The 23,755-nt window shown below is 46.8% G+C and carries 22 protein-coding genes and 1 other annotated feature; all 22 genes read right to left on the bottom strand.

Annotation, left to right across the window (positions count from 1 at the left end):
• Positions 1 to 33: 33 nt before the first annotated feature.
• Positions 34 to 1,983, bottom strand: coding sequence for a threonine--tRNA ligase (gene thrS, locus BLQ44_RS13235; protein ID WP_093194386.1), 1,950 nt, complete (start codon positions 1,981 to 1,983; stop codon positions 34 to 36).
• 71 nt (positions 1,984 to 2,054) lie between these two features.
• Positions 2,055 to 2,276: a binding site (T-box leader), on the bottom strand.
• Between the two features lie 52 nt (positions 2,277 to 2,328).
• Positions 2,329 to 3,267, bottom strand: coding sequence for a primosomal protein DnaI (gene dnaI, locus BLQ44_RS13240; protein WP_093194387.1), 939 nt, complete (start codon positions 3,265 to 3,267; stop codon positions 2,329 to 2,331).
• A gap of 5 nt (positions 3,268 to 3,272) precedes the next feature.
• On the bottom strand, positions 3,273 to 4,616 hold the full coding sequence (locus tag BLQ44_RS13245) for a replication initiation and membrane attachment family protein (protein WP_093194388.1): 1,344 nt from the start codon (positions 4,614 to 4,616) through the stop codon (positions 3,273 to 3,275).
• Between the two features lie 51 nt (positions 4,617 to 4,667).
• On the bottom strand, positions 4,668 to 5,132 hold the full coding sequence (gene nrdR / locus BLQ44_RS13250) for a transcriptional regulator NrdR (RefSeq protein ID WP_093194478.1): 465 nt from the start codon (positions 5,130 to 5,132) through the stop codon (positions 4,668 to 4,670).
• Between the two features lie 37 nt (positions 5,133 to 5,169).
• Positions 5,170 to 5,544: a cytosolic protein gene (locus tag BLQ44_RS13255; RefSeq protein WP_245688172.1), complete on the bottom strand. Its 375-nt coding sequence runs from the start codon at positions 5,542 to 5,544 to the stop codon at positions 5,170 to 5,172.
• A 67-nt stretch (positions 5,545 to 5,611) separates the two neighbouring features.
• Positions 5,612 to 5,980 (bottom strand): adenosylmethionine decarboxylase, encoded by a 369-nt coding sequence (speD, locus tag BLQ44_RS13260; RefSeq protein WP_093194390.1) that lies wholly within the window; start codon positions 5,978 to 5,980, stop codon positions 5,612 to 5,614.
• 85 nt (positions 5,981 to 6,065) lie between these two features.
• Positions 6,066 to 7,100: a glyceraldehyde-3-phosphate dehydrogenase gene (locus tag BLQ44_RS13265; RefSeq protein ID WP_093194391.1), complete on the bottom strand. Its 1,035-nt coding sequence runs from the start codon at positions 7,098 to 7,100 to the stop codon at positions 6,066 to 6,068.
• Between the two features lie 94 nt (positions 7,101 to 7,194).
• Positions 7,195 to 7,803 carry a dephospho-CoA kinase gene (gene coaE, locus BLQ44_RS13270; RefSeq protein ID WP_093194392.1) on the bottom strand — a complete coding sequence of 203 codons (609 nt, stop codon included), beginning with the start codon at positions 7,801 to 7,803 and terminating at the stop codon, positions 7,195 to 7,197.
• An 11-nt stretch (positions 7,804 to 7,814) separates the two neighbouring features.
• A complete protein-coding gene (locus BLQ44_RS13275) occupies positions 7,815 to 8,432 on the bottom strand; it encodes a manganese efflux pump (protein WP_143004721.1) in 618 nt (205 codons plus the stop codon).
• Complete coding sequence (mutM, locus tag BLQ44_RS13280) at positions 8,411 to 9,235, bottom strand: DNA-formamidopyrimidine glycosylase (protein ID WP_093194394.1); 825 nt, start codon at positions 9,233 to 9,235, stop codon at positions 8,411 to 8,413. Before mutM ends, BLQ44_RS13275 begins: the two co-directional genes overlap by 22 nt.
• Positions 9,236 to 9,260: 25 nt before the next feature.
• Positions 9,261 to 11,891 carry a DNA polymerase I gene (gene polA / locus BLQ44_RS13285; protein ID WP_093194395.1) on the bottom strand — a complete coding sequence of 877 codons (2,631 nt, stop codon included), beginning with the start codon at positions 11,889 to 11,891 and terminating at the stop codon, positions 9,261 to 9,263.
• 186 nt (positions 11,892 to 12,077) lie between these two features.
• Entirely contained in the window at positions 12,078 to 13,511 is a 1,434-nt protein-coding gene (pnpS, locus tag BLQ44_RS13290; RefSeq protein ID WP_093194396.1) for a two-component system histidine kinase PnpS, read from the bottom strand.
• Positions 13,498 to 14,208 (bottom strand): response regulator transcription factor, encoded by a 711-nt coding sequence (locus BLQ44_RS13295; protein ID WP_093194397.1) that lies wholly within the window; start codon positions 14,206 to 14,208, stop codon positions 13,498 to 13,500. Before BLQ44_RS13295 ends, pnpS begins: the two co-directional genes overlap by 14 nt.
• Before the next feature lie 87 nt (positions 14,209 to 14,295).
• Complete coding sequence (locus BLQ44_RS13300) at positions 14,296 to 14,772, bottom strand: MaoC family dehydratase (protein WP_093194398.1); 477 nt, start codon at positions 14,770 to 14,772, stop codon at positions 14,296 to 14,298.
• A gap of 54 nt (positions 14,773 to 14,826) precedes the next feature.
• Positions 14,827 to 15,765 carry a malate dehydrogenase gene (gene mdh, locus BLQ44_RS13305; RefSeq protein WP_093194399.1) on the bottom strand — a complete coding sequence of 313 codons (939 nt, stop codon included), beginning with the start codon at positions 15,763 to 15,765 and terminating at the stop codon, positions 14,827 to 14,829.
• Between the two features lie 21 nt (positions 15,766 to 15,786).
• Entirely contained in the window at positions 15,787 to 17,061 is a 1,275-nt protein-coding gene (gene icd / locus BLQ44_RS13310; protein ID WP_093194400.1) for an NADP-dependent isocitrate dehydrogenase, read from the bottom strand.
• A 70-nt stretch (positions 17,062 to 17,131) separates the two neighbouring features.
• Positions 17,132 to 18,250, bottom strand: coding sequence for a citrate synthase (gene citZ / locus BLQ44_RS13315; protein WP_093194401.1), 1,119 nt, complete (start codon positions 18,248 to 18,250; stop codon positions 17,132 to 17,134).
• Between the two features lie 198 nt (positions 18,251 to 18,448).
• Positions 18,449 to 18,841 (bottom strand): FxsA family protein, encoded by a 393-nt coding sequence (locus BLQ44_RS13320; RefSeq protein WP_093194402.1) that lies wholly within the window; start codon positions 18,839 to 18,841, stop codon positions 18,449 to 18,451.
• A 101-nt stretch (positions 18,842 to 18,942) separates the two neighbouring features.
• On the bottom strand, positions 18,943 to 20,706 hold the full coding sequence (gene pyk, locus BLQ44_RS13325; RefSeq protein ID WP_093194403.1) for a pyruvate kinase: 1,764 nt from the start codon (positions 20,704 to 20,706) through the stop codon (positions 18,943 to 18,945).
• Positions 20,707 to 20,742: 36 nt separating this feature from the next.
• Complete coding sequence (gene pfkA / locus BLQ44_RS13330; RefSeq protein ID WP_093194404.1) at positions 20,743 to 21,702, bottom strand: 6-phosphofructokinase; 960 nt, start codon at positions 21,700 to 21,702, stop codon at positions 20,743 to 20,745.
• A 207-nt stretch (positions 21,703 to 21,909) separates the two neighbouring features.
• On the bottom strand, positions 21,910 to 22,872 hold the full coding sequence (gene accA, locus BLQ44_RS13335; RefSeq protein ID WP_093194405.1) for an acetyl-CoA carboxylase carboxyl transferase subunit alpha: 963 nt from the start codon (positions 22,870 to 22,872) through the stop codon (positions 21,910 to 21,912).
• Positions 22,856 to 23,728: an acetyl-CoA carboxylase, carboxyltransferase subunit beta gene (gene accD / locus BLQ44_RS13340; protein ID WP_093194406.1), complete on the bottom strand. Its 873-nt coding sequence runs from the start codon at positions 23,726 to 23,728 to the stop codon at positions 22,856 to 22,858. The genes accA and accD overlap by 17 nt, the downstream gene beginning before the upstream one ends.
• Positions 23,729 to 23,755 lie beyond the last annotated feature (27 nt).

The following is a 23,755-nucleotide window of genomic DNA, read 5'->3' on the forward strand; positions in this document are numbered from 1 at the left end:
TGGAGCACGGGACCTCCCTCCCGTGCTCTGTCATCATTTTCTCAGAAGTTTCTGTTCGATTTCATTTTTGATTTCTTCGATGAACTTGTCAACAGCTTTCGTTTCGGAGTCCTGGGCACCGTAACGTCTCACGTTGACGGCATCCCCATCGATCTCTTTATCTCCGACGACGAGCTGGTAAGGGATTTTCCCTGTCTGGGCTTCACGTATCTTATATCCGATCTTCTCATTACGTTCATCGACCGTTACACGTACACCCGCTTCACGAAGACGGTCTTCTAGCTGCTTGGCATAATCGAGATGCACCTCTGCAGAAACAGGGATGATTCTCGCCTGCTCTGGAGCGAGCCACGTCGGGAAGGCTCCTTTGTACTCTTCAATAAGGAAAGCCACGAAACGTTCCATTGTAGAGACGACACCGCGGTGGATGACGACCGGACGATGGTCTTTTCCGTCTTCACCGACATATGTCAGATCGAAGCGTTCCGGGAGATGGAAGTCGAGTTGAACCGTAGACAGAGTTTCATCTTTCCCGAGAGCCGTCTTCACCTGGACATCAAGCTTCGGCCCGTAGAAAGCAGCTTCGCCTTCCGCTTCGACGTATTCAAGATCGAGCTCATCCATCGTTTCTTTCAGCATAGCCTGGGATTTGTTCCACATTTCATCATTATCTACATATTTCTCTTTGTCCTCAGGGTCCCTGTAGGACAGTCGGAAATAATAGTCGTTCAGTCCGAAATCACGGTACACTTCCCTTACAAGGCGTACGACACGCTTGAATTCGTCTTTCAGCTGATCGGGACGCGCAAAGATATGAGCGTCATTCAATGTCATGGCACGGACACGTTGAAGCCCTGCAAGCGCTCCGGACATTTCGTGACGGTGCATCGTTCCGAGTTCTGCGATACGTACCGGCAAGTTACGGTAGCTGTAATATTCATTTTTGTACACCATCATATGGTGAGGGCAGTTCATCGGACGGAGGACGAGATCTTCGTTATCCATTTCCATCCTCGGGAACATATCATCCTGATAATGGTCCCAGTGCCCACTCTTCTTATACAAGTCGACGCTGCCGAGAACTGGCGTATACACGTGGTTGTATCCAAGACGTTCTTCGAGATCCACGATATAGCGTTCAATCGTACGACGGATCGTCGCACCATTCGGAAGCCATAGAGGAAGTCCCTGGCCTACTTCCTGACTGACGGTGAAAATGCCAAGTTCTTTTCCGAGTTTACGGTGGTCCCGCTCTTTCGCCTCTTCTCTCAAGCGAAGGTATTCATCGAGCTGGTCCTGTTTTTCAAACGCTGTCCCGTAAATACGTTGCAGCATCTTATTGTTACTGTCTCCGCGCCAGTAGGCTCCGGATATGTTGAGCAGCTTGAAGATCTTGATTTTACTTGTCTGAGGAACGTGCACCCCGCGGCAAAGGTCAACGAACTCTCCCTGTTGATAGAAGCTGATCGTTTCCCCTTCCGGAATATCTTCGATCAGTTCCACTTTAAGATCGTCCCCGAGCTTTTCATACTTTTCCTTCGCTTCTTCACGGCTAAGTTCGAAACGCTTGATCTCGAGGTTCTCATCGACGATTTTCTGCATTTCTTTCTCGATTTTCGGAAGATCTTCCGGTGTAATCGACGTGTCCAGATCCATATCATAATAGAAGCCGTCTTCGATGACCGGACCTACCCCGAGCTTGACGTCTTCCCCGAACAGACGCTTCACTGCCTGAGCCATAAGGTGAGCCGTGGAGTGACGCAACACTTCGATACCTTCCGGGTTCTTATACGTGACGATTTCTATAGAACCATCATTTTCGATAGGACGACGTAAATCGTATAGCTCCCCGTTCAACTTTATAGCCAATGCCTGTTTCTTCAATCCCGGGGAGATGGAATGAGCAATTTCTTCGCCAGTGACTCCCTGTTCGAATTCTTTTTTATTTCCATCCGGAAATGTGATATTGATCGCTTCAGCCATTCATGACACTCCTTTTGTAGTTTAAGTATTCCTGCTGAAAAAAGAAAAAACCCGCCCACAATTGCATACGCAAAAGGGGCGAGTTCTGTACTCGCGGTTCCACCCGGATTTCCCGTCACTGATGGACGGCTTCTTTCATCTTTAACGCAGGATTTACGCTGACCGCTACTCTTTGTTCACGGCAGAGCTCAGAGGTGGTAATCGATAAGTCAACAGGAGGAAGCTTTCAGCCGGTGGCTTCCCTCTCTTCACCTTTGATTCCTTATCCATCTTGTCCTCATCATAGCCTTATGCATGATATTCTTTTGCTATTATAGCCTTTGGAGTAAGTTAAATCAAGTATTCTCACTGATTTCTCCTGTTCGGTCCCTGGACTTCAACAGGTTCGCTCAATTGACGGATCCTCTCTATAATCCGTGATGCTTTGAGCGCCCCGACTTCTCCTTTATTTGTATGCCCCATCACCTGTTCAAGTTCCTTGAGCGAGTAATTGGACGTGAAAAAGACGGGAAGTCCTTCCATCATCCGGTGCTGGAGAATGGAGCCGAGTATTTCATCACGGAACCAGGCGGATTGGGATTCTGCACCTATATCATCCAACATGAGGACAGGCACTCTTTTGAAAGCGTCCACTTTGCTTGTCAACGAATCATCTTTGATGGAGGCTTTCATTTCCCTGACGAGTTCAGGCATATAAATGACCATCGTTTCCACATCATGGTTGCTGAGTTCGTTGGCAATCGCTCCTAGAAAATAGGTTTTCCCTACCCCGAAGAGACCATGGAAATACAACCCTTTCTGGGGAAGTTCTTCCCCAAGCTTATCTATATAGGCAAGTGTCTTCATCACGGCTTCGTTTCTCTCGTCCGTTCCACTGTAATCCAGTCGCTCCACCGTCGCTTCATGCAGCTCTTTCGGCATATATAGACTTTTGACGAGATCCCGTTGCTTCTGTTCTTTTTCTTTTTTCATCTGACGGGGGCATTTATCATAAGCGAGTCGCACTTCTTCCCCCTCAAGTTCCACTCGCGGTACATAACCCGGAAGAATATTGATGCAGGCTTCGCGGGAAGGACATTTCTCACACGCCTTCGATTGCGTGTCATATTCATGCAATTTGATCAGATTCTTTTCAGCGATTGTCGTTGTCAGGCCTTCCTTTTCTTCGATCAGCCGTTTCACTTCAGGAGATTCAAGCACCTGTCGCCTGGCCTGATTCATCCGTTTGCGGAAGGATTCATTATTCTTCATCCATTTTTTCAGAGATTCCTGAATCGGTTCCACTCTCGTCACCTGCCTTTTCGTTTCTGAGTGATTCGCTGAATCCGCTCAGCTATTTCATCTTCTGATGCCGATTTCTCTGTCTTTTCTTTGTTCTCCGGCTTTTTGGAAACAGAACTTTCCTGATGCTTCTGTTTTTTATACCAATCCGGCAACACTTCGTTCGAACGGGCTTTACGCTTTTCCTGACCCCACTGCTGGTACTTCTTGTGTTCAGCCCGCGCCATATTCATCGCCTGTTCTACAGTCTTCACATTCTTCCTGGCCCAGTGACTCGCTATTTTCTCAAGGTACGGCTTCGAGAGTTTCATATCCGTCTTCAACAGCACATAATGGACGAGTACATTCATGACTCCCTTAGGAAGACCCTGCTCTGTCATTACGTCCCTGATCAGTTTCACATCCTGGTCAGCCGCCTTCTGACCATTAGCCACATCTTCAAGAAGTTCGCGCGGAGTGATGTCTTCAAGCATCTGAATGAACTTCTCATTCTTCGAAGCAGGTTCTTTGTTCGTTTCCACCTTCTCTTTCTTCTCTTCCACAGCAGGTTTGCTATTCGAAACCGGCGTCGCCTGTGCAAGATCATGGCAGGAAGCTTTCAATTCCTCAGGGTCCAGTTCGTTCTCATCCGACAAAGACCAGAGGATCGCTTTCTCCATATCTGCAGTTGTTATCTGATACAGGACCGCCAATTGTTCTATAAGTTTACTGTTTTCTTTCCCGAGAATCTTACTTGCTGGTAGCATATGTTCCCGCAAGGACTGCATGAGCCATTCGAAGTCAAGATGGGACTCTCCTGATGCCACCCCCTGTTGGGTAATCGTTTCTCCCTCATCGCTCATTTGTTGTGGCATGGAAGCTACAGGTCTGAATACATCTTCGAAAGATGCTGTGACTTCCTCATACTCCGAAGCATCCACAGAAGTGAAATCGAAGCTCTCCTTAAGCTTTAAGAACTTCTCCTCGCCGACCTCATGCATCAATAACAACGAAAGCATGTGATCATTGAAGAATTGATAAGCTGAAAACGGTGGAACCAGTCGATACATGAATACGTTTCTATCCTTCTCCACCTTTTTGAATGCTTTAAGTAAGCCGATAGCTTCGAGCTGGACCCTGGCTTCATACACCTTATCCAGAGGAAGCTTCAAGTAACTCATAATCGTATGATGCGTCTTTTCTTTGCTTGAAAGACGCGCTTCCCCTTCCAAAAAGAGAAACAGCGTAACCGCATCCCTTCCGACGATCGGCTGGTAGAGGTGTGATAACACTACCCCTTCATCCTCCAGGGAAGAGGACCTTATGGGGATATAGCAGTCTTTCGGTGTCAGTTTTCCTATTCTTTCTTTCATATTGCTCACTTCTTTCAGGGTGCTGTTAAAAAGAATGAGCCCGCTTCAGGCTCATTCTTTTTCTTCATGCTTGATTAAATCTTTCAATTCATCGATGAAAACATTGATATCTTTGAACTGACGATACACCGAAGCGAAACGGACATACGCCACTTCGTCAATCTTAGATAATTGTTCCATCACTTTTTCCCCGATTTCCTTGCTGTCCACTTCAGAAACTCCCCTGTTGCGAAGCTCCTTCTCAATATCGTGAGTTACAGACTCCAGATCTTCTACAGCGACAGGTCGCTTCTCACAGGCACGGATCAATCCTCTCATCAGCTTTTCACGACTGAATTCTTCACGTGTACCTTCCTTTTTGACAACTATCAACGGAACTTCTTCCACGCGCTCAAACGTCGTATAACGAAAGTCGCACTTATCGCATTCTCTTCGACGCCTGATGGCATGTCCGTCTTCTATCGGCCGGGAATCCAATACTCTTGTATTTCTATCGCCGCAGTTCGGGCATTTCACCATTCATCATCTCCACTAATCGAAATATATGTAATCGTTACGGTTGATCGACGACAGGAAGCTCCTTATCCAGGCGCTGATAAAAAGAGCGGATAAGTTTACGACTATTTCCGAAATCAACGGGCAGTCCAGTCTCTGTCGTCACTGAAAAATCGACAGCAGTTCGATAAGGACGGACCATGATGATCGTCGCTACTACAAAGGCTTTCTTCCCTTCTCTGTAATTGACGGATAATTCTCCCCGCTCTTTAGAGAGACCTACGACTTTAGAAGGCTCATCAAAAAGATTCTGGACGGAGTCAAACACCTGATCTTTATTCGCTTTATAGTATCTCGTCTGCAAATCGGATTCCGGATGGTCTTCTTTTGTCTCTGTATGGTTTGAGAAATATTTAGCTATGAACTGTTTCACGTAGTCGTCTCCCATCTGACAGTTATAATGTACCCTTCATTCTAACATGATTCGCATCAGACGGAAACTACCTGTTGTTCTCCGCAGGGTTCGGAAGACCGCGTGTGATCTCCTTTTTTTCGTATTGCGAACTTCCAAGACCACGGGCGATCTTCTCAAAAGCTATGCCCGGTCGCAAGTGCTCCCCGCACGTATAAATATCGATACTCGCGTAATTGTGTTCCGGGAAGCTGTGGATGGTAAGGTGGGACTCGGAAATCAACACCACCCCGCTCACTCCTTGAGGCGCAAACTGATGGAACGCTACTTCCCGTACTTCTGCACCGGCCTGAAGAGCCGCGTTCACAAAAAGACGCTCTATATATTTTATATCTTCGAGAAGCTTCCGATCACAGTTCCACAACTCGCCAAGTACATGATGTCCAAACGTTTCCATGGTAATCCCCTTCTTCTCTCTTCATCTCTTCAAAGCGTAACATTCAAACGAAAAAAAAGGAAACCTCAAAGCTTCGGCTTTGAGGTCAGGATACCTTCTGGTGACGCGTATTCATCAATTGGGTGGCTACCATTTTCGTCAAGTCGACAGTACGGGCGGAGTACCCCCACTCATTATCATACCAGGCAAGAACTTTCACTTTCTTCTCCCCAATCACCTGGGTAGTCAGACCATCGACAATCGAAGAGAAAGGAGAAGTCGTGTAATCAATGGACACGAGGGGCTCTTCCGAGTAAGAAATAATGTCTTTGAGTTCCCCTTCCCCGGCTTTTCGGAAAGCTTCATTCACAGCTTCTTTCGTCACTTCGCCCTTCACATCAACGACAAGGTCGACGAGGGAAACGTTGGGCGTAGGTACACGAAGCGCCATGCCATCAAGTTTTCCGTTTAGGTGTGGCAGCACTTCGGAAATCGCTTTTGCTGCACCGGTGGACGTAGGGATGATCGACTGTGTACACCCACGTGCACGCCGCAGGTCTTTATGGGGGTTATCCAGGTTCTTCTGATCATTCGTGAAAGAGTGGACGGTGGTCATTAATCCATTCTCAATCCCGAACTCTTCATCCAGAATTTTGACGACAGGAGCCAAACAGTTCGTTGTGCACGAAGCGTTCGAAATCACATCGTGGTTCTCGGAATCATACGCCTCATCATTCACTCCCATTACAATCGTTGCATCCGCCTGTTTCCCGGGTGCGGTGATGATCACCTTCTTAGCACCGGCAGTAATATGTTTGGCCGCATCCTCCCGTTCACGGAACTTGCCTGTAGCTTCGATTACTATGTCTACCCCCAGCTCTCTCCACGGGAGCTGTTCCGGATCACGTTCCTGGCACAAACTTACAGGTTTATCATCAATGTATAACATATCTTCAGCTACTTCGATCTCTTTATTCCATTTCCCATGGACACTGTCATAGGTGATCATGTGGGCAAGCGTCTCCGGCGGATAACTGGCATTCACCGCTACAAGGTCCACCGTTTCATCCTCGATGAGTTGCCTGAGGACCATACGGCCGATTCTGCCGAGTCCATTGATTGCCACTTTCGCCTTTTCCATAAGTAACCCTCCATTGTGTCATCATATTTTAAAAGTAGTATATCATATTGGTAGCGCTTTTGTTAGAGGGAATTTAAAAAATCCTGACACATTTTCAGGATTTTTTAGTTATTCCCCATTCTCCCAGTTGTTCCATAAGCTGCTTCCGTGTTTCCTCTATACTACCATTATTATTGATTACCGCATCAGCCAACTTAGCTTTTTCACTGATCGGTATTTGCGAGCGGATCCGCTCCAATGCATCCGCTTCACTCGATTCATCCCTCTCCACCAGGCGCTGCAATTGTACACTCTCATCCACATAGACGACCATCGTTTTGTCGACGTAACCCGTCAGTCCGCTTTCAAATAGGAGGGGAATATCCAGGACAACAGCAGATGCCCCTTGCTCCCTATAGGCTTCCCTTTTCTCGATCATCCGCTTTCTGACCTGAGGATGAACGATACTGTTCAGCTGCTCACGCTTCTCTTCGTCACTGAAGATGATTTTCCCGAGTTTCTTCCTGTCGATTTCTTCTGTATGTAGCAACACATCGCTGCCGAATACATCGACAATCTGATTGTATGCGTCCTCTCCCGGTTCTACAACTTCCCGCGAAAGTTTATCGGCATCAATGACTGGAATCTCCCATTCTCTGAACATATCAGATACGGTGCTTTTTCCCGTGGCGATACTTCCGGTCAATCCGATCACTACCGTCATCTTATCCCTCCTCACAATAATTTCCAAACACCCACCATAACTAGCAATACACCCGAAAGCATCCGGACTGCCCCTGTCGATGATCGATGCACCCGGCGACCCAAAAGGTGACCGGCAGTAAGCAGCAGGAACGTAGTTATACATAAAAGAAGTGCGACCGTCCAAAGGGAATAAGGGAGCACGACTCCTCCAAAACCCGCAACACCTGCATCCAGGGCTAAAATTCCACTTAAGCACCACACTTCCCTCCCGCTTATATGCCCCGAATCATCCTCATCCATCTGCTCTGCGCTTTTACGAAAATGACCGGCGAAGATAAAGATGCCGAGCCCGATGAAAAAAAATGCCCCCAGACTTTCCAACCAGACTGCGGGAACTACAGCAAGCACCACTTCACCGAGTTTTCCCGTGAATAAAAAGGCGGCAGAGGATGCGAACGCCACTTTCAGACGATTGATCCAGGAGATACTGATATTCTGCAAGGCCAACGCACAGCCTGAGATAAAACTATCCACTGCTACTGCAATGATGAACAAAAAAGATAAGAGAAACGCTTCCATACCGGTCACCTCTTGCCACCAGTGTATGAAAGCATTTCTATTCTGTGCTACTCCTGGCAGTAATAGCAAAGGTGTGTACCCCTGCCACCGACTTTCGTTTTCATGATCGGCCGCTTACACCCGGGACATGGCTCTCCTTCTTTCCCGTAAACGAAAAGCCTGGTCTGGAATTCACCCTGCGCCCCGTCACTTCTGGCATAAGAACGGATTGTGGACCCTCCGGCCTCCATCGCTTCCCGGATCACTTTCTTCCCCTCAGCTACAATCCGCTCCACTTCTTCTTCAGAAAGCGAAGGGGACAGTCTCTCGGGATGAATCTTTGCTCTATATAGCGTTTCATCAACATAAATGTTGCCGAACCCGGCTACTACAGACTGATCTAGAAGAACGGGTTTGATCCGCCTCGTCGTCTTTTGGAGTCTTTTCTGCATATACTCCCCGGTAAAATGTTCTTCAACCGGATCGGGACCAAGCTGGGACAAAGGTTTCTCCTCGTGCTCCCTCCCATTATCGAACAAATGCATCGTTCCGAATTTCCTGACATCATTGTAATGGAGACTACTTCCATCATTGAATCTGAAGATAACATGCGTATGCTTATCCTTCGGTTCTTCTTCCGTATACACGAAATATTTCCCTTCCATCCGCAAATGAGAAACGAGGGCGTAGTCATCTAATCTGAAGATAAGGAACTTCCCTTTTCTGTCGATGTCCTGAATGGTCTGATGAACAAGCATCTGCTCAAATCTTTTTCGATCCTCCGGATGCTTCACCATCGATGGCCAGGTAACATCAACCTGTCGGATTGTTTTGTTCAGAATTTGTTTCTTTAAAGATTCTTTTACTGCATCCACTTCCGGTAACTCAGGCATGTTCCCCTCTCCCTTCCTCTATTTTTTATTTAGCGTCGAACCAGGTATCCCCGTAAGAATGATCCACCTGAAGCGGCACAACCAGATCGACAGTTTCTTCCATCACTTCCTTGACTACTTCCGTCAACTGCTCCACTTCTTCCTTCGGAGCTTCTAATATCAATTCGTCATGAACCTGAAGAATCATCGTCGCTTCCAGTTCCTCTTCTTTCAGACGGGCGGAGAGATCGATCATCGCCTTCTTGATGACATCGGCTGCCGTTCCCTGAATCGGAGTATTCATCGCCGTTCTTTCCGCTGCGTTTCTCCGATTGAAATTCCGGCTGTTGACATCAGGCAGGTATCTTCTTCTGTGCATCAGTGTCTCTACAAACCCTTCCTCTTTGGCCTGCCTCACTGTATCATCCATATATTCTTTCACCTTCGGATAGCTCTTGAAGTAAGCATCGATGTAGGCTTGGGCAGCTTTACGTGTAACACCGAGACTCTGGGACAAACCATAATCGCTGATACCATAGACAATGCCGAAATTCACAGCCTTCGCCTGCCGACGCATATCAGCTGTCACGTCTTCAGGTGAAACGTTGAATACTTCACTGGCCGTTTTCGTATGCACGTCTTCTCCTTCTTTGAAAGACTGGATAAGCTTCTCATCGCCGGACATGTGAGCAAGAACCCGAAGTTCAATTTGGGAATAGTCACTGGCAAACATGACCCATCCTTCCCGAGAAGGAATGAACGCCTGCCGTATTTTCCTTCCTTCTTCCAGACGGATCGGGATGTTCTGAAGGTTCGGCTCTGTGGAACTTAATCTTCCAGTTTGTGTGAGAGCCTGATTGAACCTTGTATGCACTTTATGCGTGTCTTCATGCACCACTTTCAAAAGACCTTCGATATACGTAGACTGCAGCTTACCCAACTGACGGAACAGAAGGATCTCCGAGATGATTTCATGCTCCGGGGCCAACTGTTCAAGAACATCTGCAGACGTAGAATATCCCGTTTTCGTTTTCTTCAGCACAGGCAATCCCAACTTTTCAAAAAGAATAGGGCCAAGCTGCTTCGGTGAGTTGATGTTGAATTCTTCCCCGGCATGGTCATAGATCCGCTGTCTGATTTCCTTAAGTCTTCCTTCAAGTTCTTCTCCCATCTCTTTCAGTCGCTTCACATCGACCTGCACGCCTGTATATTCCATTTCTCCGAGAATGATAGCAAGCGGCATCTCCAAATGGTGGAAAAGGTCTTCCTGCTTATTATTTTTAAGCTGTTCTTCGAGATCCGACTTCAAGCGGTAGAGCATCAGCGCTTTCCGACCCGCATGTTCATATAACACACTGTCTTCCGGCCGGGCACGCTTCGCTCCTTTCCCGTACACTTCTTCATCCGATGGGATCCCCGTCTCTCCAAGACGATGACTTATGGCAGGTATGTCGTGGTTATTCACGGCCGGATTCACAAGATAAGAGGCAAGAAGAACATCGAACGTCACACCTTCGAGTGGAATGCCATACCTTTTAAAAGCTACAACCGTCCGCTTCGCATCGAACACCCATTTTTCTTTGTCAGCGTCTGCCGCCCATGCTCTGAATGCGTCCGACTCTTTCACTTCATCAATCGAAAAGGCGAACACCCCTTTGTCATTGGAGAGCACTACAGCTTCGATCGGCGACGTATGATAATTATCTTCAAGAATCTCTACGATAAGCGCCGTTTCCTCTGTAAGGATCTCTTTTGTCAGCTCCGCTCCCTGTTTCACATCTACAGAAATCATCTCCGCCGCTTCACTTTCCACTACTCCGTCAATTCGAGACAGGAGTGATTCAAAACCGAGATTCTGGAACTGTTCTTTCACTGTAGCCGCTTCGTACCCTTTATAAGTCGTATCCTGGAGAGTGATCTCTAATGGAACTTCCTTTTCGATGGTCACAAGCTGCTTACTCATGAACGCTTCTTCTTTGTTTGTTTCAAGCTTCTCTTTCAGTTTTTTCCCGCTCACCGCATCAAAATCTTCATAAACACCCTCAAGCGTCCCGAATTGCTTCAGCAGTTTCAGAGCCGTCTTCTCTCCCACACCCGGTACTCCAGGAATGTTATCGGAGCTGTCTCCCATCAGAGCTTTCAAGTGGATCACCTGCTCCGGTCCAATCTCCATTTTCTCTTTAAGAGAAGTAGGAGTGTATGTATCCACATTGGTGATACCCTTCTTCGTCAACCTTACCGTCGTATGATCGGAAACGAGCTGAAGGAGGTCTTTATCTCCGGAAATGACAGTTACTTCATCTCCCTGTTTCTCCGCTTCGGTTGCAAGAGTCCCTATGATATCGTCCGCCTCATATTGCTCAAGTTGATAATGTTTGATGCCGAATCCGTCCAGGAGATCCTGGAGAACCGGAAACTGCTCACTCAACTCAGGCGGGGTCTTCTGCCTGCCTCCTTTATACTCTCCATACGTCTTATGACGGAAGGTCGTCTTACCGGCATCAAAGGCCACCAGCATGTGATCCGGTGATTCCTCCTCGAGGATTTTCAATAACATCGTCGTAAACCCGTATACAGCGTTCGTATAGACGCCTTTGTCATTATTCAAAAGCGGCAATGCAAAGAAAGCCCGGTACGCGATACTGTTTCCATCAATCAACACTAATTTATTTCCCATATCTTCACTCCTAAGCCGTTCGATTCTATCTACATTTTACCACGTCCCGACCCGGACACAAAAAAAAGACAGAAGCATAAAGCTTCTGCCAAGAGAAAACACCTTGGATGAAAGGGTTTCATCCTGAATGATACCAACACTTTATGAACTTTCTGTTGAGAAAAGATAAAGCTTTTGTAAAGGCTATCAGGAACTTTCCTTATGAAAAATCAGTGTCATGACTGATCCTTCTCCAGGTTCACTCTTCACCTGAATCGAGCCGCCATGGGCCTCCATGATATGTTTAACAATAGCAAGACCGAGACCTGTCCCCCCTGAATTTCTGCTCCGGGCTCGATCAACCCTGTAAAACCGTTCGAAAATACGCGGTATTTCTTCTTCCGGAATACCTATCCCCGTATCGATCACTTCCACCCTTACCTCGTCTTTCTGTTCTTCAAGTCTGACTTCCACGCTTCCCTTTTCGGGTGTATAGGTGATGGCGTTGGAGATAAGATTCAGAAACACCTGCCGTAATCGTGTCGCATCCCCTGTATACCTGACATCTGTTTCCAGATCACTGATAATTTCAATATCCTTCTTCTTTGCCTGTTCTTCTACCAGCGTCACAGTATCGTTCACCAGATCCGTCATATTCAATTCGCTTATCGATAATCGGAAGCCTTCCCGTTCGATCTTCGATAATTCCAGCAAATCATGGATCAATGTCTCAAGACGAGTACTTTCCTTCAACATGATGCCAAGAAACTGTTCGGTCATGTCGCGATCTTCCAGTGCGCCATCCAGTAACGTTTCAGAGAATCCTTTGATTGATGTGATCGGCGTCCGTAGTTCATGGGAGACGTTCGCTACGAAATCCTTCCGCATCTGTTCGAGTCTTTTCAATCCTGTGATGTCATGGAATACAAGGACGACTCCCTGCCATCTTTTATCTTGTTTGAAAATCGGTGCTCCGTTTACCTGGATGAACTTTTTCTCGATGCCTTTCTCTATCGTAAGCATCTGACTGGAAGGCGACTCGAACATATACACCTTCTCTATGACGCTTTGTACTTCCTGGTAAGGGATGACTTCGTGATACAAGCAATCAAGGTAATGATTCTTATTGTGACGGAATGTGTCTACAAAAGCTTCATTTACGAGTTGGATATACCCCTTTTCATCGATGAGGACAAGCCCACTACTCATATGATTGATGACCGCTCTAAGCCGCGTTTCCTGCATTCCTTGAGCACTCGTCAGCTCTTTCAGATGTTTGGCCAATTCATTGATCGTACTCCCGAGTCTTCCTGCATCACCAAAAGCTACGTCATACGTGCGGGCGCGATAATTCCCCTGCTTCAACTGCTCCGCTGTATCGGTTGCCTTACGTACAGGTTCGACATACCGGATGAAGATCTGATAACTCAAAATGAAGAACGTCACCGCGGTGACCGAAATCATGATCAGCGTCAGAACCCAGATATTCCTGGACGCCTCCGCTGCCTGCTCACTGCCTTCCATTCCTGGTATTTCACCGATGGTCTGTTGGGCATACTGAGCCAGTACAATACCGAAGGAAAGCATAAGACCCAGAATAACAATGACATATACGATCAGGATACGCTCATTGAACTTCATGCTTTGCAGGGTCCTCCATTTTGTAACCAAGACCACGGACCGTCTTTATATATGATGGCTTCTTCGTCACCGGCTCGATCTTTTCACGGAGATGACTCACATGAACATCCACAATCCTGGTGTCTCCGGCAAAATCATAGTTCCATACGTATTGGAGCAGTTGATCACGTGAGAGCACTCTGCCGAGATTTCTCGACAAATATAACAGAAGCTCGAACTCCTTCGGCGTCAGCGTCAGCGCTTCCCCTTCAATCGTAGCTTCGTACTGACTAGGGTATATCTTCAAGTCTTTGATGGTAATCACTTCATCCTTATCCCCAGCCTGGACTTTTTCCATTCGTCTGAGGATGGCTTTGATCCTCGCAACTACCTCTCTCGGGCTGAAAGGCTTCGTCATGTAATCATCCGCGCCCAGCTCCAGTCCAAGAACTTTATCAAACTCTTCATCCTTCGCCGTAAGCATAAGAACCGGCGTATCGATATGCTCCTGTCTGAGGTGCTTACACACTTCCATACCATCCATCTCCGGCAACATGACGTCGAGGACGATAAGATCGAAGGATTGAGCAGAAGCTTTCTCTAACGCTTCCTTTCCGTCATAAGCGACTTCTGGCTCATATCCTGCCTGTTCTATATTATATTTCAAAAGTGTCACAATCGATTCTTCATCGTCTACAATCAAAATTCTCCCACTCATCCCAACGACCCCTTTGCTGTATCTTTACTACCATAGTAACGTTTTTTCTCTATTTATAGGTAGTCTCGCCAAAAACTTTACAAACTATTAATAAAAGTTTTCAAGCGATATAGAATTGAGAGAATCGGGTTCGTAAGGGGCGATGACGTGAAGTTTGCCGGACATTACTTCCTCATCGGAAGCGTTGGTTCCTTTCACCTGCAGATGAACCAGGTTTTCCTCTTCATCAATCGCTTCGATCTTGAAAAGGAGATGGAGCGTTTCGTAGTGATAGACTGGTACAGGATACTGGATTTCCTGGTAAGTGATATGGCTACCGGGCCCGGGAAGATGCATCGAAACGGCTGAGGTGATCATTCCCTGAAGCATGATAGAAGGAACGATCGGACGTTCAAAAGGAGTTCTCGAAGCGTAGTCATGTTGAAGGTAGAGAGGATTGGCATCATCTGTCAATCCGAGGTAGATAAGAAGATCCTTGTCTTTCACTTCACAGGAAGTCTCATAAGTGTCACCGACGTTCAGTTCATCGATTTTCTTTCCGAGTTTGCGTTTTTTCCCTAACATTTATTCTTCCTCCTTGTTAAAAAAAGGTTCGAGGTATCCCCCGAACCTTTTCACTTATTCCAGAATAGTAAGAACATGTTTCACGGACTCCGCAGACTTATCGAGCTGTCCCTTCTCGTCATCAGTAAGATCAAGTTCAATCACTTCTTCAATCCCGTTTCCTCCGAGGATCGTAGGCACTCCAAGGTATATCCCATCATACCCGTACTCGCCTTCAAGATAAGCGATGGCAGGAAGAACTCGTCGCTGGTCCTTGATGATAGCTTCCACCATTTGGACAATCGAAGCAGCAGGTGCGTAGTAGGCGCTTCCACTTCCGAGGAGCCCGACAATTTCTCCGCCACCTTTCCGGGTCCGCTCAATGATCTCCTCCAGTCTGCTTTCGGAGATCATCTTATCAAGCGGAACCCCACCGACATTGGAGTAACGTATCAATGGGACCATATCGTCCCCGTGTCCTCCGAGTACGAATCCCGTTACGTCCTTCACGGAAACATTCAATTCTTCCGCAATGAAACTTCGGAACCTCCCCGTATCGAGGACACCAGACTGACCGATGACACGGTTCTTCGGAAAGCCGGATTCTTTGAAGACACTATAGGTCATAGCGTCGACAGGGTTTGTCAAAACGATGATATAGCAATCCGGGGAATATTTCACGACTTCTTTTGTCACACTTTGCATAATCTTCGCATTCGTGCTGACGAGATCATCACGGCTCATTCCCGGTTTACGGGCCATGCCGGCAGTAATAACTACAACATCCGACCCCTTCGTCTCTTTATAATCGGACGTGCCTTTCACTTTGGCATCGAACCCCTGGATAGGACTCGCTTCATACATATCCAGGGCTTTGCCTTTTGTCGGATCTTCCTGGTCCGGAATATCCACGAGTACGACATCACCGAGTTCTTTCTGAGCAGTCATCAGAGCTGTAGTCGCACCGGTGAAACCGGAACCGATCACAGATATTTTCGGTCGCTTTATCCCCATATGCTCATATCCTCCTTCTTATCAGTCCATGTTCTTAATCAGTTCATCCCCGAACTGGGAACATTTCACTTCGGTTGCTCCGTCCATCATACGAGCGAAGTCATACGTGACGACTTTGCTTCCGATCGTTTTGTCCATAGACTTGGAAATAAGCTCAGCAGCTTCTCTCCAGCCAAGGTGTTCAAGCATAAGAACTCCGGAAAGAATCACAGAAGACGGGTTCACTTTGTCCATGCCTGCATACTTCGGAGCAGTACCATGAGTCGCTTCAAAGATAGCATGACCTGTGTCATAGTTGATGTTCGCTCCCGGAGCGATTCCGATTCCACCTACCTGCGCAGCAAGGGCGTCAGAAATATAGTCACCGTTCAGGTTCATAGTAGCTACGACATCGAATTCAGCAGGACGTGTCAGAATCTGCTGAAGGAAAATGTCCGCGATTGCGTCTTTCACAATCATTTTTCCTGCTTTTACAGCTTCTTCTTCAGCTTTGTTCGCAGCTTCTTTGCCTTCTTTCTCAACAATACGGTCGTACTCCGCCCAAGTGAAGACCTTATCTCCGTACTCTTCTTCAGCAACTTCATAGCCCCATGCTTTGAAGGAACCTTCTGTGAACTTCATAATGTTCCCTTTGTGTACAAGCGTAACGTTACGACGTCCTTCATTGAACGCGTAATCGATCGCAGAACGTACAAGACGCTTCGTACCTTCTTCAGATACTGGCTTCACACCGATTCCGGATGTTTCCGGGAAGCGGATGTTATGTACACCCATTTCATTCTGTAGGAAATCAATGACTTTCTTCACTTCCGGCGTTCCTTTCTGCCATTCGATTCCCGCATAGATATCTTCCGTATTCTCACGGAAAATGACCATGTCTGTGTCTTCAGGACGCTTGACCGGAGAAGGTACTCCTGTGAAGTAACGGACCGGACGTAGACATGTGAAAAGATCAAGCTCCTGACGAAGTGCGACGTTCAGGGAACGGATTCCGCCACCGATCGGAGTCGTCAAAGGTCCTTTGATTGCAATCTTATAGTCACGGATGGTGTCGAGCGTTTCGTCCGGCAGCCATTCTTCTGTTCTGTCGTAGGATTTCTGGCCGGCATACACTTCTTTCCACTCAATAGCTTTCTCACCATTATAAGCTTTCTCTACGGCAGCTTCGATTACACGGCTTGCAGATGCCCAGATATCAGGCCCTGTTCCGTCACCTTCGATATAAGGGATGATTGCATGGTTAGGTACATTCAATTCCCCGTTTTGTTCTACTGTGATTTTTTTCGCTTCTGACATGATGTTCCCTCCAGTTAAAGAATTCACTTCTAATCATACGTGAAAATGCATAAAAGAAAAAGTTTTACTATTACGAACGCTCTTCTACCGGCTTATATGTCTGATTGGTAGGTCCTACATATTCAGCGCGTGGTCTGATCAGACGGTTATTGCTGTACTGCTCTAAAATATGAGCCAACCAGCCGGATGTACGGCTCACTGCGAAAATCGGTGTAAAGAGATCGTGGTCGATTCCGAGACTGTGGTAGACAGACGCAGAATAGAAGTCCACGTTCGCAGGAAGTCCTTTATTCTCTTTGATGTATTCTTCGATTTTCACGGACATATCATAATATTTGGAATGACCAGTCAACCCTGTGAGCTCTCGGGACATCTCCTTCAGGTGCTTCGCACGGGGATCTCCCTTTTGATATACACGGTGACCCATTCCCATAATCTTTTCTTTGTTTTCGAGTTTCTTCTCAATATGAGGGATTGCATTATCTACATCCCCGATTTCTGTAAGCATAGCCATCACTCGTTCATTCGCCCCTCCATGGAGTGGACCTTTCAGTGCGCTGATAGCTGCTGTAACACCGGAGTAGATATCACTCAGTGTCGCCACACATACACGTGCAGTGAACGTAGAAGCGTTCAGTTCATGATCAGCGTGAAGAACAAGTGCCTTATTGAATGCTTCCACTTCAAGATCTTCAGGATCCTTACCGTTCAGCATGTATAGGAAATTGGCAGCGAAACTCAGATCCTTCTTAGGCTTCACCGGCTCCTGTCCTTTACGGATGCGACCGAATGCTGTCACAACTGTAGGGATTTTCGCCTGGATCTTAACAGCTTTACGCTTATTCGCTTCCTCTTCCATTTCATCTGCTTCTTCGTCGAACAGACCTAGCATGGAAACAGCGGAACGAAGAGCTGCCATGGGATGAACCGTTTTCAAATCATAAGATTTCAAATGCTCGATGACTTCATCAGGGATCTCCATTTCTTCTGCCAAAGCTTTTTTCAGTTCATCCAGCTGCTCTTTATTCGGAAGTTTCTGATTCCAAAGCAGATAGATCACTTCTTCAAAGCTCGAGTTTGTGGCTAAATCATCGATATCATACCCTGCATATGTTAGTCGATCATCAATGATAGAGCTGATTGATGACTCTGTAGCTGTAATTCCTTCAAGTCCTTTAGTGGATGTCATAGAACTTTCCCCCTTTAGAAGATTAAAAATCTGGCTCATTTCGTCTGGAAAACGCTTTACAAAATCTTGTCTGAATTCACTTTGGATTTTGCCCCATCAACAATTATAAATTATTTCGAAAAGAATGTGAATTGAAACCGGTTAATTTCTTGTCAAATATATCTATGCTTCACAGAAAAAAACCCCGGTTAGCAGGGGTCATCTTCTATGAATAGTGATGGTACCTTTTTCCATACCCTTTTCTATCGCTTTCATAACTCCTTTTTTGATAGGGCTTCTGGTAGCCGGTATCAAAAGAAGAAATCCTATAGCATCGGTGATGAATCCTGGTGTTAACAGAACCGCGCCTCCGACTAATATACAAGCTCCGTCAAGCAGCGTATGCTGGGGAGGTCGTCCCATCTGAAGGGAATCCTGGAAGTCCCTGATCGTTTCAAGCCCCTGCCGCTTTGCAAGCCAGGCTCCGAGAGCCCCGGTAGCGATAATCAGCAGAATGACCCATAACGGACCGATCAGATTCCCGCTCCATATCAGAAGGCCGATTTCAAGGGCAGGCACTACCAGAATAAACAAGAATAGCCATTTGAACATCGATATCGATCCTTTCCGGAAACCTTACGTTTCTCCTTATATTTTATCACCCCTACTCCTTTTTGAATAACAAAAAGAACGGGGGATCCCCCGTTCTTCGTTTATAAAATTCCTGTATGACCTTTGTAAATCTTTCCTTGAGCACCGTCGATAGTAATGACGGATTCGTCTTCGATTTTGTCCAGCGCTTCCTCTGTACCGACGATTACAGGAATCCCAAGGCTCAATCCTACGACAGCAGCATGCGAAGTAAGTCCGCCTTCGACAGTAACGAGCCCTTTCGCTTTTTCAATCGCGGGCATCATTTCTTTTTCCGTGCCGAATGTTACGAGGATGTCCCCATTTTCTACACGATTGATGGCATCTTCCGTGTTCTTGGCCACGATGGCACGTCCGGAAGCACTCGATTGACCGATGCCCTGACCGGTAGTCATAACATTACCGATAACGTGAACTTTCATAAGGTTTGTCGTTCCGCTCTCCCCGACAGGGACACCGGCAGTGATGATGACACGGTCACCGTGCTCTACAAGACCGGCTTCAAGACCTTGTTCCACTGCAGATTCGAGCATTTCATCCGTGGACGTCGCGCGTTCTCCCATAATTGCATGCACACCCCATACGAGAGATAACTTGCGATTCACTTTCTCATTGGAAGTTACAGCAAGGATCGGGGACTGCGAACGGTATTTAGAAACCATTCTTGCCGTGTGTCCACTTTCCGTAGGTGTGAAGATAGCATCTACATCCAGATTGATAGCCGTATGCGTCACGGATTGACTGATAGCGTCGGTGATCGTCATATCCGTATGCTTCGTACGCTCACTCAGAATCGACGCATAATCGAGCCCTGTTTCCGTTTTGCTGGCGATGTTCGCCATCGTCTGGACGGACTCTACAGGATAGTCTCCGGCTGCCGTTTCTCCGGACAGCATGATCGCGTCCGTACCATCAAAAATGGCATTCGCCACATCCGATGCTTCCGCACGTGTCGGACGAGGATTATGCTGCATAGAATCCAGCATCTGTGTTGCAGTGATAACCGGTTTTCCTGCCTGGTTACACTTCCGGATAAGCTGCTTCTGTACGAGAGGTACATCCTCCGGAGGTATTTCCACACCGAGATCTCCACGTGCGACCATTAGACCGTCACTCACTTTAAGGATCGCGTCGATGTTGTCCACACCTTCCTGGTTTTCGATCTTTGGAATGATGTGAATGTCAGAAGCATTATTCTTCTCGAGCAATTCTTTGATTTCCAATACGTCGGAAGCACGACGCACGAAAGAAGCAGCGATGAAATCGACACCCTGCTCTATGCCGAACTCGATATCTTTTGCATCTTTTTCTGTCATGCCTGGAAGATTCACACTTACGTTCGGTACATTGACGCCTTTTTTACTTTTGATAGGTCCGCTGTTGAGAACCGTTGTTTTAATTTCGTTGTTCTCTTTGTCTATTTCTTCTACCAGCAGTTCGATGAGTCCGTCATCGAGAAGAATCTTGGATCCCTGATGAACGTCGTCGATCAGACCGGGATACGTAACGGAAAGACGGGTTTCATCGCCTTCTACAGGGTCCATAGATACATAAAGAGTGGATCCTTTCTCCAGGTGAACTTCTTTTTCTTTCATATCACCAGTACGGATCTCCGGACCTTTCGTATCAAGCAGAATCGCTACCGTTTTATCCGCTTCTGCCGATGCTTTCCGGATATTCTGGATACGGGCACCATGTTCTTCGAAATCCCCGTGTGAAAAGTTAAGACGAGCTACGTTCATACCCGAATCAATCAACTTTTTCAGTACTTCCGGGTTTTCGGATGATGGACCGATTGTACTGACAATCTTCGTTTTTCTGAGCATTTGCTATTCCTCCTCTAAGAAAACCTGCTTTTCTTATTATATTGATAATTCTTTGGATAGGCGATACATATCAAGGTCAATGGTATGTTTCTGTTCGAGCACTTCAAGAATATCGTGGTTGACGATTTCATTCTTCTCGATCCCTACCATTCTTCCCGCTGAACCGCTCAGCAATAAGTCAACCGCCGAAGCACCGAGACGACTACCCAGTACGCGGTCAGAAGCAGATGGTGAACCTCCGCGTTGTGTATGCCCGAGCACAGTTACTCGTGTCTCAAGATCCGCTCTCTTTTCGACTTCTCGAGCAAAATCGACACCGCTCCCGACGCCCTCGGCAACGATGATGATACTATGACGCTTTCCACGCTCATGCCCTCGTCTGAGACGATCGACAACATCCTCGATTGTATCTTCAGCTTCCGGAATGAGAACACTTTCCGCACCGTCGGCAAGACCAGCCCAGAGAGCAAGGTCTCCAGCATCTCTTCCCATCACTTCGATAATGTATGTCCGCTCATGGGAAGTAGCCGTATCACGGATTTTATCGATAGCTTCAGAGATTGTGTTAAGCGCCGTATCGAACCCGATAGTGAAGTCCGTACCAGGAATATCGTTATCGATGGTACCAGGCACTCCGATGCAAGGGTAACCTTTCTCTGTCAATTTCTTGGCACCCATGAAAGAACCGTCTCCACCGATGACAACCAGACCTTCTATCCCGAATTTCTTCAAAGATTCGATGCCTTTTTGCTGTCCTTCTTCTGTTTTGAATTCTTCACAACGGGCAGAATAAAGCATCGTACCTCCGCGCTGTATGATATCCCCTACAGAGCCAAGCTCCATTTTTTTGATATCTCCGTTGATCAATCCCTGGAATCCATAGTTCACACCATAGACTTCCATATCATGAAAAATGGCTTTACGCACTACAGCACGTATGGCTGCATTCATTCCCGGAGCGTCTCCTCCGCTGGTCAATACTCCTATTCGTTTCATAACCCTCACCTCATTTAATTACTTCTATATCTTTATCCTTCCATCAGGATTTTAAAACAACGTCCCATTCAAATAAGGAGAAGGACAAGCTTCTCCTTACCACTATATATAAAGCCGATGAGAACGTTACCATTCCCTAAAGATGGGAAAAGTCGCACATCTGAAGTGCGACTTACGAAGTATATACTCCTGATTTAACTGGTTTCATTATATATCACTTGTTGCATATTCGCCAATATTTTTGTATTTCTCATACCGTTTTTCCAAACGCGTTTCCACATCCAGGGAGCGGAGCGTTTCAAGTTCGGCACGAATAAACGGTTTCAACAGTTCGGCCTGGCGTGAGAAATCTTTGTGTGCTCCCCCCATAATTTCCGGAACGAGTTCATCGATGATATTCAATTCCTGAAGATCATAGGAAGTGATCTTCATCGATTCAGCTGCCTGTTGTGCATAAGCAGCATCTTTCCAAAGGATAGAGGCGGCCCCTTCCGGCGAAATGACAGAATAGGTGGCATTCTCGAGCATCAGTATTTTATCACCGATCCCGATACCAAGCGCGCCTCCACTTCCACCTTCACCTATAACGACGCAAATGATCGGTACTTCAAGTCCGGCCATTTCCATGAGATTCCTTGCGATCGCTTCGCTCTGACCACGTTCTTCCGCCGCTTTACCCGGATAAGCCCCTTTCGTATCGATGAAAGTGATAACTGGTCTGCCGAACTTCTCGGCCTGTTTCATCAATCGAAGTGCCTTCCTGTACCCTTCCGGATGAGGCATACCGAAATTCCTGAATATGTTATCTTTCGTGTCTTTCCCACGCTGATGTCCGATAACTGTGACAGGAAGACCTTCAAACTTAGCTATCCCTCCGATGATTGCCGGGTCATCTCCGTAAAGCCTATCACCATGCATCTCCATGAAGCCTTCAAACATGTATTTAATATAATCAAATGTAGTCGGACGCTCAGGGTGACGAGCCATCTGCACACGGTCCCATGGCTTCAGATTCGTATATACGTCATGCTCCAGATTTTCGAGTCGTTCTTCCAATGTACGTATTTCTTCAGAGAGATCTATATCTTTCTCTTCGGTCAGCTTCTTCAATTCCGCTATCTTCTCACGGAGGTCGATAACGGGTCTCTCAAAATCAAGTACGTGCTTCATCGCTTTCCCCTCCTGTGCTATGAATATCCAGTACAGCGCCGAGGACATTCCTCAGATCATGTCGGTGAATCACCTGATCCAACTGTCCGTGTTCCAAAAGAAATTCTGAAGTCTGAAAATCTTTCGGCAGCTTCTCCCTGATCGTCTGTTCAATGATCCTTCTTCCTGCAAACCCGATCAGTGCGCGCGGTTCAGCGAAGTTATAATCTCCAAGAGAAGCGAAGCTGGCCGAAACCCCACCGGTTGTAGGGTGTGTCATGACGGAGATGAACAAGAGACCCGCCCGGTTGTGACGCTCAAGCGCAATCGATGTTTTCCCCATCTGCATCAGGCTTACTACTCCCTCCTGCATCCTGGCTCCTCCGGATGCAGTGAAAATGATGAAGGGAAGAGACTGCTTCCTAGCTTCCTCTACAGCCCTGGCTATTTTTTCGCCGACGACTGCCCCCATGCTTCCCATACGAAACCTCGAATCCATGACGGCAATCGCTGTTTCTTCACCATCTATCCTGACCTTTCCGGTGATGATCGCTTCCTTCAAATTCGTTTTTTCCTTATCTTTCTCGACTTTTTCCTGATAATGGGGGAAATCAAGAATATTTGTCGTTTCTATATTCTGGTCCCACTCTTCAAACGAATCACTGTCAGCTAATTGGTCCACACGTTCATAAGCAGTGATATTGAGATGGTAGTCGCAATGCGCACATACAAAAAGATTCCGATTCATCTCTTTCCTGTAAAAAATCTTTCCGCACCCCGGGCATTTTTGCATCAGCCCTTCCGGCACCTCTTTCTTGTTTTCCTTGTTCGGTATGGATTTATAGCGCTTTTTCTTGCCGAACATATCTTTGAACATTCAAAACTCTCCTCTTCTTGGCAGTAT

The sequence above is a fragment of the Salimicrobium halophilum genome (genome assembly GCF_900100295.1).
Lineage (GTDB): Bacteria > Bacillota > Bacilli > Bacillales > Halobacillaceae > Salimicrobium > Salimicrobium halophilum.

Excerpts from the sequence above, each read along its gene's own strand:
- pyk (WP_093194403.1), bottom strand. The coding sequence starts at position 20,706 with ATGCTCAGAAAAACGAAGATTGTCAGTACAATCGGTCCATCATCCGAA.
- accA (WP_093194405.1), bottom strand. The coding sequence starts at position 22,872 with ATGAAGCACGTACTTGATTTTGAGAGACCCGTTATCGACCTCCGTGAG.
- BLQ44_RS13300 (WP_093194398.1), bottom strand. The coding sequence starts at position 14,772 with ATGTTAGGGAAAAAACGCAAACTCGGAAAGAAAATCGATGAACTGAAC.
- polA (WP_093194395.1), bottom strand. The coding sequence starts at position 11,891 with ATGGGAAATAAATTAGTGTTGATTGATGGAAACAGTATCGCGTACCGG.
- BLQ44_RS13295 (WP_093194397.1), bottom strand. The coding sequence starts at position 14,208 with ATGAGTGGGAGAATTTTGATTGTAGACGATGAAGAATCGATTGTGACA.
- mdh (WP_093194399.1), bottom strand. The coding sequence starts at position 15,765 with ATGGGGATAAAGCGACCGAAAATATCTGTGATCGGTTCCGGTTTCACC.
- BLQ44_RS13245 (WP_093194388.1), bottom strand. The coding sequence starts at position 4,616 with ATGAAAGAAAGAATAGGAAAACTGACACCGAAAGACTGCTATATCCCC.
- citZ (WP_093194401.1), bottom strand. The coding sequence starts at position 18,250 with ATGACATCCACTAAAGGACTTGAAGGAATTACAGCTACAGAGTCATCA.
- thrS (WP_093194386.1), bottom strand. The coding sequence starts at position 1,983 with ATGGCTGAAGCGATCAATATCACATTTCCGGATGGAAATAAAAAAGAA.
- pnpS (WP_093194396.1), bottom strand. The coding sequence starts at position 13,511 with ATGAAGTTCAATGAGCGTATCCTGATCGTATATGTCATTGTTATTCTG.
- mutM (WP_093194394.1), bottom strand. The coding sequence starts at position 9,235 with ATGCCTGAGTTACCGGAAGTGGATGCAGTAAAAGAATCTTTAAAGAAA.
- accD (WP_093194406.1), bottom strand. The coding sequence starts at position 23,728 with ATGTTCAAAGATATGTTCGGCAAGAAAAAGCGCTATAAATCCATACCG.
- BLQ44_RS13320 (WP_093194402.1), bottom strand. The coding sequence starts at position 18,841 with ATGTTCAAATGGCTATTCTTGTTTATTCTGGTAGTGCCTGCCCTTGAA.
- icd (WP_093194400.1), bottom strand. The coding sequence starts at position 17,061 with ATGTCAGAAGCGAAAAAAATCACAGTAGAACAAAACGGGGAATTGAAT.
- speD (WP_093194390.1), bottom strand. The coding sequence starts at position 5,980 with ATGGAAACGTTTGGACATCATGTACTTGGCGAGTTGTGGAACTGTGAT.
- BLQ44_RS13265 (WP_093194391.1), bottom strand. The coding sequence starts at position 7,100 with ATGGAAAAGGCGAAAGTGGCAATCAATGGACTCGGCAGAATCGGCCGT.
- coaE (WP_093194392.1), bottom strand. The coding sequence starts at position 7,803 with ATGACGGTAGTGATCGGATTGACCGGAAGTATCGCCACGGGAAAAAGC.
- pfkA (WP_093194404.1), bottom strand. The coding sequence starts at position 21,702 with ATGAAACGAATAGGAGTATTGACCAGCGGAGGAGACGCTCCGGGAATG.